Source organism: Vibrio sp. K4 (assembly GCF_051122595.1).
GTDB lineage: Bacteria > Pseudomonadota > Gammaproteobacteria > Enterobacterales > Vibrionaceae > Vibrio > Vibrio owensii.
The window spans coordinates 2,092,036-2,106,149 of the sequence record NZ_CP178577.1; the positions used below are offsets into that span (position 1 = coordinate 2,092,036).

Annotated in this window: 12 protein-coding genes; 2 read left to right on the forward strand and 10 right to left on the reverse strand. The window is 48.3% G+C overall.

Features of this window, described 5'->3' with window-relative positions:
* Positions 1–10 precede the first annotated feature (10 nt).
* A complete protein-coding gene (locus ACLIIY_RS09370) occupies positions 11–841 on the forward strand; it encodes a magnesium transporter (RefSeq protein WP_434527495.1) in 831 nt (276 codons plus the stop codon).
* Between the two features lie 68 nt (positions 842–909).
* On the forward strand, positions 910–3,660 hold the full coding sequence (locus ACLIIY_RS09375) for a cation-translocating P-type ATPase (RefSeq protein ID WP_434527496.1): 2,751 nt from the start codon (positions 910–912) through the stop codon (positions 3,658–3,660).
* 45 nt (positions 3,661–3,705) lie between these two features.
* Here the strand turns inward: ACLIIY_RS09375 and ACLIIY_RS09380 are convergent, their stop codons facing one another.
* From ACLIIY_RS09380 to opp1B, 10 genes are all read right to left on the reverse strand, one after another.
* Positions 3,706–4,197 (reverse strand): hypothetical protein, encoded by a 492-nt coding sequence (locus tag ACLIIY_RS09380; RefSeq protein ID WP_434527497.1) that lies wholly within the window; start codon positions 4,195–4,197, stop codon positions 3,706–3,708.
* A gap of 164 nt (positions 4,198–4,361) precedes the next feature.
* Positions 4,362–6,113 (reverse strand): ABC transporter permease subunit, encoded by a 1,752-nt coding sequence (locus ACLIIY_RS09385; protein WP_434527498.1) that lies wholly within the window; start codon positions 6,111–6,113, stop codon positions 4,362–4,364.
* A gap of 4 nt (positions 6,114–6,117) precedes the next feature.
* Positions 6,118–7,632, reverse strand: a complete 1,515-nt coding sequence (locus tag ACLIIY_RS09390; protein ID WP_434527499.1) for an ABC transporter substrate-binding protein — start codon at positions 7,630–7,632, stop codon at positions 6,118–6,120.
* Entirely contained in the window at positions 7,622–8,470 is an 849-nt protein-coding gene (locus ACLIIY_RS09395; protein WP_434527500.1) for an ABC transporter ATP-binding protein, read from the reverse strand. Before ACLIIY_RS09395 ends, ACLIIY_RS09390 begins: the two co-directional genes overlap by 11 nt.
* 20 nt (positions 8,471–8,490) lie before the next feature.
* The gene (locus ACLIIY_RS09400; RefSeq protein ID WP_434527501.1) at positions 8,491–9,252 is read right to left on the reverse strand and encodes an ATP-binding cassette domain-containing protein; all 762 of its coding nucleotides are present in this window, start codon (positions 9,250–9,252) and stop codon (positions 8,491–8,493) included.
* A 172-nt stretch (positions 9,253–9,424) separates the two neighbouring features.
* Positions 9,425–10,729, reverse strand: a complete 1,305-nt coding sequence (locus tag ACLIIY_RS09405) for an MATE family efflux transporter (RefSeq protein WP_434527502.1) — start codon at positions 10,727–10,729, stop codon at positions 9,425–9,427.
* Entirely contained in the window at positions 10,726–11,508 is a 783-nt protein-coding gene (locus ACLIIY_RS09410) for an ABC transporter ATP-binding protein (protein WP_434527503.1), read from the reverse strand. Before ACLIIY_RS09410 ends, ACLIIY_RS09405 begins: the two co-directional genes overlap by 4 nt.
* The gene (locus ACLIIY_RS09415) at positions 11,508–12,314 is read right to left on the reverse strand and encodes an ABC transporter ATP-binding protein (protein WP_434527504.1); all 807 of its coding nucleotides are present in this window, start codon (positions 12,312–12,314) and stop codon (positions 11,508–11,510) included. The genes ACLIIY_RS09410 and ACLIIY_RS09415 overlap by 1 nt, the downstream gene beginning before the upstream one ends.
* A complete protein-coding gene (gene opp1C, locus ACLIIY_RS09420) occupies positions 12,311–13,135 on the reverse strand; it encodes a nickel/cobalt ABC transporter permease (RefSeq protein WP_434527505.1) in 825 nt (274 codons plus the stop codon). The genes ACLIIY_RS09415 and opp1C overlap by 4 nt, the downstream gene beginning before the upstream one ends.
* Positions 13,132–14,076 (reverse strand): nickel/cobalt ABC transporter permease, encoded by a 945-nt coding sequence (opp1B, locus tag ACLIIY_RS09425; protein WP_434527506.1) that lies wholly within the window; start codon positions 14,074–14,076, stop codon positions 13,132–13,134. The genes opp1C and opp1B overlap by 4 nt, the downstream gene beginning before the upstream one ends.
* Positions 14,077–14,114: the final 38 nt, after the last annotated feature.

Genomic DNA, 14,114 nt, shown 5'->3' on the forward strand with positions numbered 1-14,114 from the left:
TGACGTCACCATGATTACTGTTAGCGAGTCCGGTAAGCCAATCAACCTTGGCGAACATCAGCAACCGCATTTAGCTCAGTTTTACGCGCTAAGTGAAGCAGAAAAAATCCATTGGCTTGCTCATACCAATACCGATGAGGTCGTCGATTTGCTCTCCTACTGCCCTTTAGGTTACGTGCAATATTGGATAGTAAAGATGGAAAAATATGGCTTCGACAAAGCCGCTAGCCATCTCTCATTTCAGTTGGGCTTTGTTCATTCGGAAGCAGAGCCCGCTGACGACTATCTCTCAACTGGTGTGTTGGAACACGTTAAGCAGCGCGTGGGATGGATTGTGTTACTTGCCATCTTCGGCATTTTTTCGGGCTTTATCATCGCCAGCTACGAAGATTTACTCAGCCAGTTGGTTTTGCTTGCGATCTACATGCCAGTGATCGCGGCTGCCGGCGGTAACACAGGATCACAAGCTGCGACTTTGGTGGTGAGAGCATTAGCCACCGGAGAGATTAAAAACCGCCAATGGCGAGCCGTACTGTGGAAAGAAAGCCGTGTTGCGCTCCTACTCGCAGGTATTCTGGCTTTGGTAATTGTCGGTCGAATAGCCCTGTTTACACCCGCCGCTTCGTCGGAAGGATTTGGGTTGTCACTGATCGCCACTGCGGTTGCCATCGCACTGTTTATTCAAGTCACGATATCGACGGTATTAGGCGGCTTACTGCCCATTGGTGCGCGTGCGCTAAAGCTCGACCCAGCCATCTTGGTGAGTCCGGTTTTAGCGTCTCTCGTCGATATCTCGGGCATCTGGATTTATTTCAACATCGTTAATTTCATCTTGTTCTGAGCACATCAGAAGACAACACAAACTCACTCATTCACCACTCCACCGGAAGGAAATTTGGAGTAATTTTTATGACTATAAAACCTTGGTTTAAGCAATCAACGTCAGAGATAGAGCAGCATTTGGCTACTGATACCAATGCCGGACTTTCTCATACAGAACATCAACAACGCCTCAATAAGTATGGTGACAACGCACTGGCGACGCACAAATCGAAATCGGCTTGGCAACTCTATTTAGAGCAATACAAAAACCCTTTGATTTACATCCTATTGGTTGGTGCTTTAGTGTCTTGGTTTACCGGACACCTCATTGATGCCATTGCGATTGGCACCATCATCGTAATTAATACCGGCATCTCTTTTTGGCAGGAATACAAAGCCCAGAAAGGCATGGAAGCACTGCGTGATATGGCGGCACCTGAAGCGGATGTTCTGCGTGACAACAAATGGATACATGTTCCAGCTCGAACCTTAGTGCCTGGCGACGTGATTAAAATCAGCACAGGTGACATTCTTCCTGCCGATGTGCGCATTGTCGAAGCAAACCGCCTGTCGATTGATGAGGCGGCACTCACTGGTGAATCAGAACCAGTGACAAAGCAAGTCAGTGCTATCCATAGCAAACAAGTCAGCTTGGGTGACCAAATTAATATGGGCTTTATGACGACCATCGTCACAACTGGCTCCGGATTAGGGATCGTCACCAACACGGGCATGCAGACGGAAGTCGGTCGTATTGCGCACATGATGACGCAAACTGAAACCACAAAAACACCGATGCAAGTGCGTATGGATACCTTAGCCAAAGCCTTGTTGTTTATTGGTTTGGGCGTGGTTGCTGTTATCTGCGCGATTGGTTTTGCCTACGGCATGGATTGGCTGGACATCCTAACCACGGGTATCTCGCTCTCTGTTGCAGCTATTCCAGAAGGCTTGCCTACCGTGCTCACCATTGTGCTGACCATGGGCTCAACCAAAATGGCAAAGAACAACGCCTTGGTAAAGCAACTCTCGGCAATCGAAACCTTAGGCTCAACAACTGTCATTTGCTCCGATAAGACGGGGACATTAACCCAAAATCAAATGCAGGTGATGCAAGCGTACGACAGTTTTGGACGTTACTGGGAAGTGACCGGAAACGGCTTCCAACCGAAAGGTAAATTTGTCCCTCAGAGTCACGGTGTACATGCTCTAGAAAGCTCTGCAATGAAGATGGGATTGATCGTTGCAGCGATGTCGAATGAGTCTGAGCTCGCCTTTATCGAAGACGCATGGAGTCTGCGAGGCAGCCCAACGGAGGGAGCGTTATTAGTGGCAGCCGCAAAGCTTGGAATTACGCCAAAGAATCTAGAGAAACAAGGTTATCAGATTCTAAAACGCTTCCCGTTTGATTCTGAGCGTAAGATGTCTTCGGTGATTATCCAAGATCCAAGCGGACAGCACTTTTTAGCCGTGGCTGGAGCGCCCGACTTTATGCTGCAGAAATCGAGCAACTATATGGTTGAAGGTGGATTAGTGCCTATGGAAGAGCAGCCAAACCGATTCAATGAACTCTCCCAGTGTATCGGCAAAGATCTCAGCAAGCGTTTTGATGGCGCGATTGAAAGCTTTGCCAAGCAAGCCTTGCGTACGATGGCGGTAGGTTGCCGTCGATTGGACAAAACTGAGCTTGACGCAGATGTGAGCGAACTGGAAAACGACCTCAGTATGCTGGCGGTATTTGGCATCATGGATCCGCCTCGTCCGGAGGTCCGCTCTGCGGTAAAAGAGTGTTACAACGCTGGCATTCGCACCGTAATGATTACCGGAGATCATGCAGCAACGGCGGCGGCGATTGCCAAAGATATTGGCATTATCAATGGACAATACAAACGTGTGGTCACGGGTACTGAACTCGATAACATGAGCGAGCAAACCTTAGAATATGCCTCTGAAGAAACCGCTGTGTTTGCCCGAGTAACACCAGAGCACAAACTGCGCATCGTCCAAGCGCTACAAAGAAACAACGAAATTGCCGCCATGACTGGAGACGGAGTCAATGACGCACCAGCACTTAGAAGCGCCGATATCGGCGTCGCTATGGGTATTACGGGAACCTCTGTCGCCAAAGATTCCGGCGATCTGATTTTGCTGGATGACAACTTCAGCACCATCGTTCGAGCGGTACGCCAAGGTCGTCAAATATTCGATAACCTGCGTAAGTTTATCCGCCAAGCGCTAACCGCAAACGTAGCAGAAGTGTCGGTGATTCTGTTTGCATTCTTAGTGATGGGACCAGAGGCTATCCTTCCGCTAACGCCGCTGATGATTCTTTGGGTGAACTTGGTATCGGATGGTTTACCTGCCCTAGCATTAGGGGTTGAACCAAAAGAAAAAGACCTGATGGAGCGAAAGCCACGTAAGCGTGACCAAGGATTCTTCTCCGATGGTTTAGGAACCCGAATCGTGATTCGAGGGTTAGCATTAGGCGGGGTAAGTTTTGGCGCTTTCTTAATGGCTTTGAGTCATGGTTTCAGTGCCCAGTACGCACAGAGCGTGGCGTTTCTTACTTTGATTTTTGGTCAGTTGTGGCACTTGTTTGATAGCCGAACGTTCACGTCTCTGTATCGAGTAAACCCGTTTACTAACAAATACCTGCTAGGCGCTATCGCCACATCGGCAATTCTGTCATTAGGGGTGATTTACACCAACTTGGGTCAGCTGATTTTAAGCACCGAGGCGATTGAGCTTAGGCACCTTGCCATGATTTTAGGCGTTGCAGCACTGCCAACCGCGGTACTGTCTGCCATCAAAGAGCTCACCAAAACTAAGGTTCTGTAATCATGAACAAAAGACGTTGACCTTAAACCATCCACATAAATTATCTTAGAGGGGCTTGTCCCCTCTTTTTCCACTTTGGCAAGTCACATTCATATCTTCACCATTAAGCATCTCCATCATGGGTTCAATTTGAACATTACCCCACACAACAAAACCAAAGCACAATAAGGGGAACAACAGATGAATAAGGGATTTAAGCGTACCAAGTTTGCCGCGTTGAATCACTGTGGGTCTGAATACTTTGACGCCTTTTGGTGGGAACTGACCTTCAATCAAGCCACGTACACCGAGAGGCAACATCAATACCGCAGAAAGTAAAAACACGGACAGTGGCATCCAAAAGAACAGTATGTGAACCAGAAGTTCTAATCCCTGCATACCGAACACTTCATAACATTCCGGCGCTTCGGCGACTGCTTGCAGCAGAGGCTCTCCCTCAAGCTTAAACAGCACACCAACTAGAAGGCCAAATACGCCAGCGATAGCGACTCTGATGATCTTTTCTTTTTTGCTGTACTGCGGCGCGTATTCCTTCATGCCCTTTCCTATCATGATAAAAACCGAGAAAGTCAGCTTAAGAATGGCACGTCAGAGCGCAAATGTATGGGTGGCTTTTGGGACGCACAATGGCGAATAATGAAACAGAAAGAAAACAGCCTCAATATCGCTATTGAGGCTGTTGGAAAGTTCACGAGTCCGGTTTAATCGTCGAACAACAAGTTGATTGCAATTGCCATCAAAACTAAGCCTGAGATTGGCAGCAAGACACCTAATGGTGAGCGCTCGATGTAAGGCAAGTTTTCCGCAATCAATAAGCCCCATTCAGGTTCTGGCGGTTTAACGCCAAGTCCGATAAAACTCAGAGAAGTCAGGCTAAGCGTAATGTACGGCAAACGCAGAAACGCGTGGCGAATCAATGGCGGCAGCACATAAGGCAACAAGTAGTAACGGAGTACTCGCCACTGACTGGTTCCCCAAATGGGCGCAAGATGCGTGTAAGGCTGCGCTTTGGCTTCCATCAACAAGCTCGCACAGTGCGCTGCTAATGGTGCCCATGACACCATAACAATCGCAATCAAGGCACTATTTGGATTCATCCCCGTTAGACCAGCAATCAGCAGACCCGCCACAATGTATGGCACACCTTTGGTAATCTCAATTAAGCCTTGGCTATAACGAGTCACAAAGCCGAGCAGCAAACCAATCACCAAACTAAGGAAGGTTGCGATGATGCCCATTTTGATTGTCGACATCATACCGCCGCCAACACGAGCAAGCAGATCTCGACCAACCGCATCGGCACCAAACGGTGCTGCTAAGCTAGGCGATTCAAGGCGAGTAAATTGGATAGTGTAAGGATCGCGCATTAACGCCCATCCCGCACAACCAATCAGCAAGGCAAAGATTGTCGCACTGACGATACGTTTGGTGGTGCTTTGGGTAAAACGGAACGTGCTGTGACTGCTGATCAACTTGCCACTCGTGACACTGTGCCCGAGTAACCAGCGTTGCAATAAGATGCTCGCACTGCTGATCAACATTGAGAACACCAGCAACACCAACAAGCCACCTTGAAGCATCGGCAGATCTTGTGACTTCGCTGCGCCTAAGATTAGTCGTCCGATACCCGGAATGGAAAACACTTGTTCCACAGCAACCGCACCGCCGGTTAAACCAATCACCGTCATTGCGATTTGAGGAATCAAGTTACTAACGGCACGCCACAAGGCAAAGCGTAAGATTTGAAACTGACTGACGTTCGCCGATAGCCAAGTGATCACCCAAGGCTCATCTAATACACGCTTGAGGCTGTCATTGAGTAGGCGCCCGAACAAGCCAGCAGCAGGCAATGCCATTGCCAAACTGGGTAGCCAGAGGTTTTGTACGCCTTGCCAACCATAAGGTGGGAACCAACCTAACCAGATGGAAAACACCATGATCAGCAATGAAGCAATCACGTATTCTGGCAGTGAGACCAGCACCGAACTGAGCGTGTCATGATGTTTGTCTAAACGATTCTGTTGCCAACGACGCACAGTGTAAAACACGCTCGCCATGCACATTACAAATGCCATGCCTAGCGCTGTAAGCATCAGTAATAGCGACGTTTTTGCGGTTTGTTGAACGCTCTCCATCACGGATGCGCCACTCACCCAAGAGACACCTAAGTCACCTTGCATGGCAAGCGTCAGCCAATCCCACAATCGCTCAGCAGCGCTGCGGTCAAGTTGAAGATCTTCTCGAATTGCTTGCAGAGCTTCTGCCGTCAGCAATTGTTGAGCACCCGCACGAGCACGGAGGATTGATTGGCTTGGGTCGATACCGGCAATATCCGGCATCAAACCCACCAGCACAACCACTACCCCGAGTGACAGGAAGCGCGACAAAAAACGCGTAAACCATTCAGGCATACAAGCGCTCCAACGAGAGCGCATGTTGGCAACAGACGACATCGAGTTAGTTCACCTCAGTAAACTGGTCGATCAGGCGACGCTCACGTGGGTCACGTTGTGCATTCTTCACGCGGTCACTCTCACCTTGGATTACACGCTCGTGAAGCAGTGGAATCACAGCGTATTGCTCAAGGATTTTGCTTTCTGCTTCGATGATCGCTTGTTGGCGTTTCTCACCCAATGGTTGACGATCAGCGTGTTTCAATGCTGCGTCCACCTCTTCAGAACAGAACTGTCCTAGGTTGTAAGAACCTTTACAGCTAAAGTCACTTTGCATGTACGCCACTGGGTCACCAGAATCCAGCACTGTTGCACGTGACAACAAGAACGCATCGAACTTACCTGCTAGTGCATCGTTTTCGATTTGTGCGTACTCACGAACGTCTAGCTCAACCACAAAGCCAGCCGCTTCAAGTTGTTGCTTTAGCAGCACCGCTACTTCTGGCAACTCAGCACGGTCGGTAAATGTACCGATGGTGATCTTCTCACCGTTCGCGTGGCGCATTTCCATGGTTTCCATACGAGGGTTCGCATCACGAATTGGTTGAGCCCATGCCAATGCAGGACCTAACAAACCTTTTGCTGAATCGGCGTGGTTCTCGTAAACCGTTTTGATGATTTGTTCACGGTTAACCGCTTGAGCCGCTGCTTTACGCAAACCGAACTGGCTAAACACATCTGATTTATTGTTTAGGTAAAGCGTGTTGGTACGTGGCATTGCAACTTCATGCAGTTGTGAAGATTCCATCATCGCGATTTGCGAAACAGGAACGGCTTCAACTACATCCGCCTCACCGGTACGTAGTGCAGCAGCACGAGCAAAACCGTTTGGTACGTATTCAGCAAAGATACTGTCTACTTTTGCTTTTTCGCCCCAGTAACCGTCAAAACGCTTCAGTTTCGCGCTGGTTGTCCCGTTGATTTCTGTCAGAACGAATGGACCCGTACCCGCATTGATTGGCACAACACGACCGTTTTCTTGATATGCAGCACCAGAAAGGATCGCTAGCTGTGGGCTAGAAAGACGGCTTGGCAACAGTGGATCGTTAAAGGTCGTTTTGATTTCAACAGTGAAGTCGTCCAATGCGCGAACTTGCCATTCGATACCGTCCAAGATGCGTGGTTTAGGTGCGGCATCTAATGCTTTTTGCAGAGAGTTCACGACCGCGTTGGCATCAAGCTCAGAACCATCGTGGAATTTCACGCCTTTACGTACCTTAAATTGCCACGTCATCGGGTCAACTTGTTCCCACTCTGTTGCCAGCATAGGCTCTGCTACCGACTGATCGTTTAGGTTCACCAGCGTTTCTGCCGTGCTCCAACGTGACAGTTTGAACGCGTCATCTGAAAGTGGCGACAAACCTGTGCGTGGTGGTTGCATCATGGCAACGCGAATTTCCGTCGCTTGCGGTGCAGTTGCTTTTTCCGCTTCTGGCTTGCTTTCGCCAGAGTCAAAACAACCCGTCAGCAGTGCGCTTAAAGCCAGCGACAAAGCTAACTTGGGAGTACTAAGGTGCATAAGAAACCTCTCCAATGGTTTTTGTGAATTCATTACTTTTGTGTTGAGCGCTCATCAAGGCTCTCGTGATCAAGTGTGATGGGTTATTTGTCACGTTTTGTGCTGTGCCGTGCTCGACAACGCGTCCTTTGTCTAACACTAGGATTTCATCGCATAGGGTTTGTGCCGCATCGAGGTCATGTGTCACCAAAATTAGGCGCATCTGACGACTCTTTTGGATGCCTGCCAACAAGTCGAGAATCTGTTTACGACTGACGGGATCTAGGCTGCTGGTTGGCTCATCGGCAACCAACACGCAAGGCTCGACAATCAACGCTCTGGCGATAGCCACACGTTGCGCTTGCCCAACTGATAATTGCTGCGGGTTACGATCCAACAATGAGAGATCCAAACCGACATCCGCCAAGACCTTTTCCACTTTCTCGTTGAGCTCTTGCGTCAAACCAATGTTGCTTAGCGGCTCCAGTAAGATCTGGCGAACGGTGTAGTACGGATTCAAGCTCGATTGCGGCTCTTGTGGGATCAGCTGAATGTGCTGACACAACTCTTGTCGCAGCTTAGCCGAGCTACGCGATAACGGATAACCACACACATACACTTCACCAGATGTGGGTTTACGAAGACCAAACAGAAGCTCAATCAAAGTCGATTTACCCGCACCAGAAGGACCAACAATCGCAATGTTCTTTGTGTCGATGGAAAGATCCAATTGTTCGAGCGCTTTAAACGGTTTGCCCCCCAACCAACTTGGTTTGGAGTAATAGTTAACACTGGCTTGCTCAAAGCGAACTTCCGCCGATTTAGGCTGCGTGTGCCCGCTCAAGTTGTGCTTAGTCAAAATAGGCTCCAGAGATGAGGTTAAGGCAGCAGTTGCGCAAGTTGTTGGCAGAAAGGATGCGAACTTTGCTGAATGGCTTGCCACGGTGCGCCATAAGCCACCATGGTGTTGTCCGCAATCACCAAGACTTTGTCACATGCCAAAGCCGCAGACAGATCGTGCGTGATCAACAAACCACTGATGTTGCGTTGCTGAACACTGCTGCGGAACAACTCAAGGATCTCCGCTTCGGTGATTGGATCGAGCGCACTGGTGGGCTCATCTGCGATGATCAAGTTGGCACTACCAAGCAACGCAATCGCAATACAAATACGCTGGCGCTGACCACCAGATAGCTGGCTCGGATGCTGCGCCAATGCTGCTTTTGGATCCGCAAATCCGAGTTGAGACAACAAGGTCGTCACCGTGTCTCGGTTTGCTGAAGACAAGCGTGTTTTGTTGCCCGTCAATGCCAAACACAGTTGTTGTTCAACAGACGCCAATGGATTCAGCGCTTTAAGTGCATCTTGGAAAATGACCGCGGGACGCTGTGATTGACTGCGTTGCAGCATGGCAGTTTGTGCGACTTCAGTGCTGTTAAGCTGGATACTTCCGTCTACCCAAATATCAGACGGCAAAAAACCTGCGACGGCTTTCGACAACATGGATTTACCAATGCCGGAAGGTCCCATAATGGCAAGAACTTCACCTTGAAACAGCTCAAAAGAAATGTCTTTGAAGAGTGTGCGTTCTGAGTCTGTAAGGCTGAGATTATTAACGGAGAGTATTGGTTGAGAAATCACGACATCAAACTAAATGTAACAATATAACATAACGATAATATCACGCAGGTCTGAGCAAGAAAACAACTCAGAGGGGTTATTTCATCACCTTTTTCACGCTTTTATCAGCAAGGGCAGATGGCTCCGCCCTTGCGATAAAAAATTGAAATAAAACCGATTGTAAAAGCGTGAATTACTGACACTTTTGTTTGACTTGATCGAGGTATGGGAACAAGAAGACAAAGCGCCCAACGTAGAACAAAGTGAATGCCAGCCACAAACCGTGGTTACCCCAATATTGCACCGCAATAAATTGAGTCACTAAGAACAACACCATGGTTAGGAAGGTAGAGTTACGAACTGGTCGCGTCGTCCCTGTGCCAGTAAAGATGCCGTAAAACGTCAGACCAAAACCAGCAACCAACGGGAATGCCAATAACCAAGGGCTCATGTCTAGATACAGCTCAACAAGGTTTGGCAAAGTGGTAAATAACGACACTAATTGGTGTTTGAACAGTACCAACAACAAGGTCAATACAACAACGAACGCCGCGGTCCATTGCGTGTTTAGCTTAATCACGTTATCAAGCAATGTCGGATTCTTCTGCCCTACCGCTTTACCTGCAAAGACGCTCGACGCGTTCGCCACACCATCAAACATATAGCTAACGATGAAGGTTACTTGCATCAAGATTGCGTTCGCCGCGAGCACATCAGAACCAAGCTGAGAGCCTACACGCGCCATCATGTTGAAGAATACCAATAGACACACAGTACGAAGCAGCAGATCCATATTGGAAGACGCGATAACTTTAAGATCTTTACGCGTCATTTTCGCTGTTTGAATGTAATCAAACAGTGGGAAGCGACAGGTTTTCAACACCAGCACCGCACCAATAACAAACGTCGAGATTTGCGCAATAAGTGTCGCCACCGCAACACCAGCAATGCCCATATCGAAGTACAACACAAATACGATATCCAGCACGATGTTCAGAACGTTACCAAACACTTGCGTGAACAAGGTTTCTTTGGCTTTCGCCTGCCCCATCAACCAACCAATCACGGTGTAGTTCAGCAGCACAAACGGCGCACCAAAGATCATGATATCGAAGTAAATCTTCGCGTTTTCTGCCACGACGGCATCAGGGGAGATAATCAGCTCTGCCCCCAACCAAATCACGGACTGCAACGCAATGAAAATCAAGCCAAGGCAGAGCGAAAGCACGAAAGGGCGGAATAAGCTGCTCGCTTGATCTTCTGGGCTATTTTTACCTAATGCAATTGCACTTTGCCCGGTAGTACTGACGCGGAAAAAGCCAAACAGCCAATACAAGGTATTCATGATGACGGTGCCGATCGCCACACCACCAATCATCTCAGCCACACCGAGTTTACCGATCACCGCGGTGTCCACCGCCCCCAATAATGGTTGGGTAACAGTAGAAACGATGAAAGGAAATGCGATTTTAAAATAGTCTTTATGAGTCAGATTCATTCTTGGTTAAACTCAGTTTCAAATGGGATTTCTAGGTAGCCAGCGGCTTCTAGCAGTTCTTTCGTATATGGGTCGCGTACGTGCTTGAGATTACGCATATCATCAACGCGTTCAACAATCTGACCGCCTTTGAAAAACATCAGACGATCACACAAGAAACTCGCTACCGCAATATCGTGAGTGATAAACAGGTATGAAATATTGCGCTCTTGTTTGAGCTTTTGTAGCAAGTCGAGGATCTGTACCTGAACCGACACATCAAGCGAGCTTACCGCTTCATCAAGCAGGATGAATTTAGGGTTCGGTGCGACTGCACGCGCAATACAAACGCGCTGCAATTGACCGCCACTCAATTGATGCGGGTAACGCTCCAGCATTTCTGCTTTTAGCCCCACTTCTTCGAGCAATTGAACTAACAAGGCTTCGCGCTGCGCTTTACTCATTGCTTCAGTAATCAGCGGTTCATTAATGATTTCACGCACGGTTAAGCGTGGATTCACCGAGGTGTTGTAATCTTGAAAGACCACACTGATGGCTTTGTGTGTCGGTAAGCTAGCAATCGCTTCACCTAGTACCACCTCACCACTATCGGCAGATTCCAAGCCTAAAACAACTTTGCCCAAAGTGCTTTTTCCGCTGCCTGATTCGCCAACGATACCGACACATTCGCCTTCATTTACGGTGATCGACACACCATTGAGAACATGCTGATAGCGTGGGAACAACCAACTGTCATCGTTTTTGAAAGCCTTAGTGACTTTTCGAACATCAATCAACATTAGGCACTCTCCATCACGGATTTAAAACGATTAATCAACGCCATACGGGTATCAACCAAATAACGTGTGTGCTCGCTTTGTGGGTTGGTAAACACTTGCTTGGTGTCGCCATATTCCACGACCTTGCCTTGATTCATCACCATCACGTTATCGGCAATATGCGAAACCAAACTTAAATCGTGACTGACGAAAATCAGGCTAGTGCCAAACTGCTCTCGCACAAATTGCAGCTCTTTGATGACCTCTCGTTGTGAGATGTAATCGATCGCCGTGGTTGGCTCATCGGCAATAACCAGCTTAGGTTTTAACACCAAAGCCAGCGCTACCATGATGCGTTGCAGCATGCCGCCACTCAGCTCGTGCGGGTATTTCTTCAATAAAGATTGCACCGATTTTAAGTTAACTCGGGTGAGCACATCGCAGAATAACTCGGTCGCGTCTTTACTGCTCATCGCTGAGTGCTGTTTAATCGTCTCGACGGCTTGGTTGCCAATCGTGAACAGCGGGTTGAACGCCGTCATTGGGCTTTGCATGATCATCGAGATTTTTTCGCCACGCATTTGGCGGCGCTGCTTTTGCGGCATCGAGAATAAATCTTCGCCCTCAAAAATAGCCTCACCAGAGATGGTAAAGTGCTCGCCCAACAAGCCGTTAATCGCATTACAAGTCAAGCTTTTGCCACTGCCTGACTCACCTAAAATGCCCAAGCATTGATCTTCTTTCAGCGTGAAGCTGACATCAGAAACCAATTCACGATGAGTAGGTTTCTCCAATGTAACAGCAAGATTCTTCACTTCTAACATCATCGTTGCTCCGTTCTTGGGTCTAACACATCGCGCAGTGAGTCACCGAGCAAGTTACAACACGCTACCACCACCATAATCGCCGCGCCCGGAATCAACATTTGTTCAGGGTTAGAGAAAAGCACCTCTTTAGCATCACTAAGCATTGCGCCCCACTCCGGTGTCGGCGGTTGAATGCCCAACCCCAAGAAAGACAGGGTCGAAATACTTAGGATGATCCACCCCAAGTCCAAGGTAGCGAGAATGATGACCTCAGCAGCAATATTCGGAGCCAAGTGCTTACGGAAGATAAAGCTTTGCGGTGTTTTTACCGTGCGCGAATACATGATGTAGTTCTGATGATTAAACGCGATCACCGAGCTACGCACGATGCGTACATACCATGCAATCTTGGCAATGAAGTTCGCCACGATGATGTTGGTGATGCCCGGCCCCATGATGCCGACGATGCTTAGCACGATGATTTTATAAGGAAAAGACAGCATGACCTCACAACCGCGCATGATCAGAGCATCAACTTTGCCACGCACGTAACCAGAAACGACACCAATAAAGCCACCGACCAAAGCGGTGATCACCATGGTCAACAAGGAGTAGTAAAGCGTGGTGCGAATACCAAAAAGAAGACGTGAGTAAATACAACGCCCTAAATGGTCTGTGCCCAGCGGGTATTCCGCCGACATTGGCATCAAGGTGTTAATTACGTCGGCTAAGTTTGGATCGTGCGGCGCAAGATAAGGTGCAAATACCCCCATCAAACAAATCACGGTAAGAATAAACAAACAAGCGACAACGGTTTTGTTGCTAAAGAGACGTTGCATCATTGGTTCTTACCTCCTGATTTCAGGCGAGGATCCACCACCGTATGTAAGATATCGATCAGTAAGTTCGATACCACGAACAAGCTACCCATCACCAAGATGTAAGCTTGAATGATTGGGTAATCTCGATTGAAGATTGCTGCGAGTGCAAGACGCCCTAAGCCCGGAATGGCGAAGATGCTTTCGATAACTACGGTTCCCGCGATCAATCGCACGATACCAATACCAAAAGCTGTCATAGAGGTTTGCAGCGAGTTCTTAAGAAGATGTTTCCACACCACGCGATATTCGGGAATGCCACGCGCTCGCGCATAAACCACGTAGTTATGATTCATCGAATCCAACATCGAGTTGCGGATCAGACGAATGTACGTTGCCACATACGCCATACACAACGTAATCGATGGCAGAATAAAATGACTGAAGGTCGATGCCCCGCTGCTTGGCAGCCAGTACATGTAAATTGAGAAGAACCAAATCAGAATAAACGCGAGCCAGAAGTTTGGCATCGCTGTGCTGGCGAAGATAAACACTCTCACAATGCGATCAAACCAGTGATCTTTATACACAGCACTGAGCACGCCCATCGGAATACTCACGCACACCAGCAAAATCAACGACAACCCTGCAAGCTTTAAGGTGTAAGGGAAGCTGCGCGCCAATTCTTCAGACACAAGGCGGTTGGTGTTGGTGTAAGACACACCAAAGTCACCTTGTAGTGATGTCACCAGCCAATTAGCGTAACGCACCAAAAACGGTTTATCTAAACCAAGCTCTTGGCGAATTTCTTCAATCGCCTCTGGGCTTGGCGTCGTGTCGTTAACACGCAATGCAACTTCGGCAGGATCAGCGGGAATGATATTGACCAAGGCAAAAGCGATAAAGGAGACAAAGAAAAGTGTCACGCTTGCACTCAGTAGCCGCTTGATTATGTATTTCGCCATGCAGATACTTTCTCTACGTTTTAGTTAGAAAAGTAAAA

What these genes read in the sequence shown, in the direction of transcription:
- ACLIIY_RS09385 (WP_434527498.1), bottom strand. Translation starts at nt 6,113, where the DNA reads ATGTCGTCTGTTGCCAACATGCGCTCTCGTTGGAGCGCTTGTATGCCT.
- ACLIIY_RS09415 (WP_434527504.1), bottom strand. Translation starts at nt 12,314, where the DNA reads ATGATGTTAGAAGTGAAGAATCTTGCTGTTACATTGGAGAAACCTACT.
- opp1B (WP_434527506.1), bottom strand. Translation starts at nt 14,076, where the DNA reads ATGGCGAAATACATAATCAAGCGGCTACTGAGTGCAAGCGTGACACTT.
- ACLIIY_RS09375 (WP_434527496.1), top strand. Translation starts at nt 910, where the DNA reads ATGACTATAAAACCTTGGTTTAAGCAATCAACGTCAGAGATAGAGCAG.
- ACLIIY_RS09390 (WP_434527499.1), bottom strand. Translation starts at nt 7,632, where the DNA reads ATGCACCTTAGTACTCCCAAGTTAGCTTTGTCGCTGGCTTTAAGCGCA.
- ACLIIY_RS09410 (WP_434527503.1), bottom strand. Translation starts at nt 11,508, where the DNA reads ATGTTGATTGATGTTCGAAAAGTCACTAAGGCTTTCAAAAACGATGAC.
- ACLIIY_RS09370 (WP_434527495.1), top strand. Translation starts at nt 11, where the DNA reads ATGATTACTGTTAGCGAGTCCGGTAAGCCAATCAACCTTGGCGAACAT.
- opp1C (WP_434527505.1), bottom strand. Translation starts at nt 13,135, where the DNA reads ATGATGCAACGTCTCTTTAGCAACAAAACCGTTGTCGCTTGTTTGTTT.
- ACLIIY_RS09380 (WP_434527497.1), bottom strand. Translation starts at nt 4,197, where the DNA reads ATGAAGGAATACGCGCCGCAGTACAGCAAAAAAGAAAAGATCATCAGA.
- ACLIIY_RS09405 (WP_434527502.1), bottom strand. Translation starts at nt 10,729, where the DNA reads ATGAATCTGACTCATAAAGACTATTTTAAAATCGCATTTCCTTTCATC.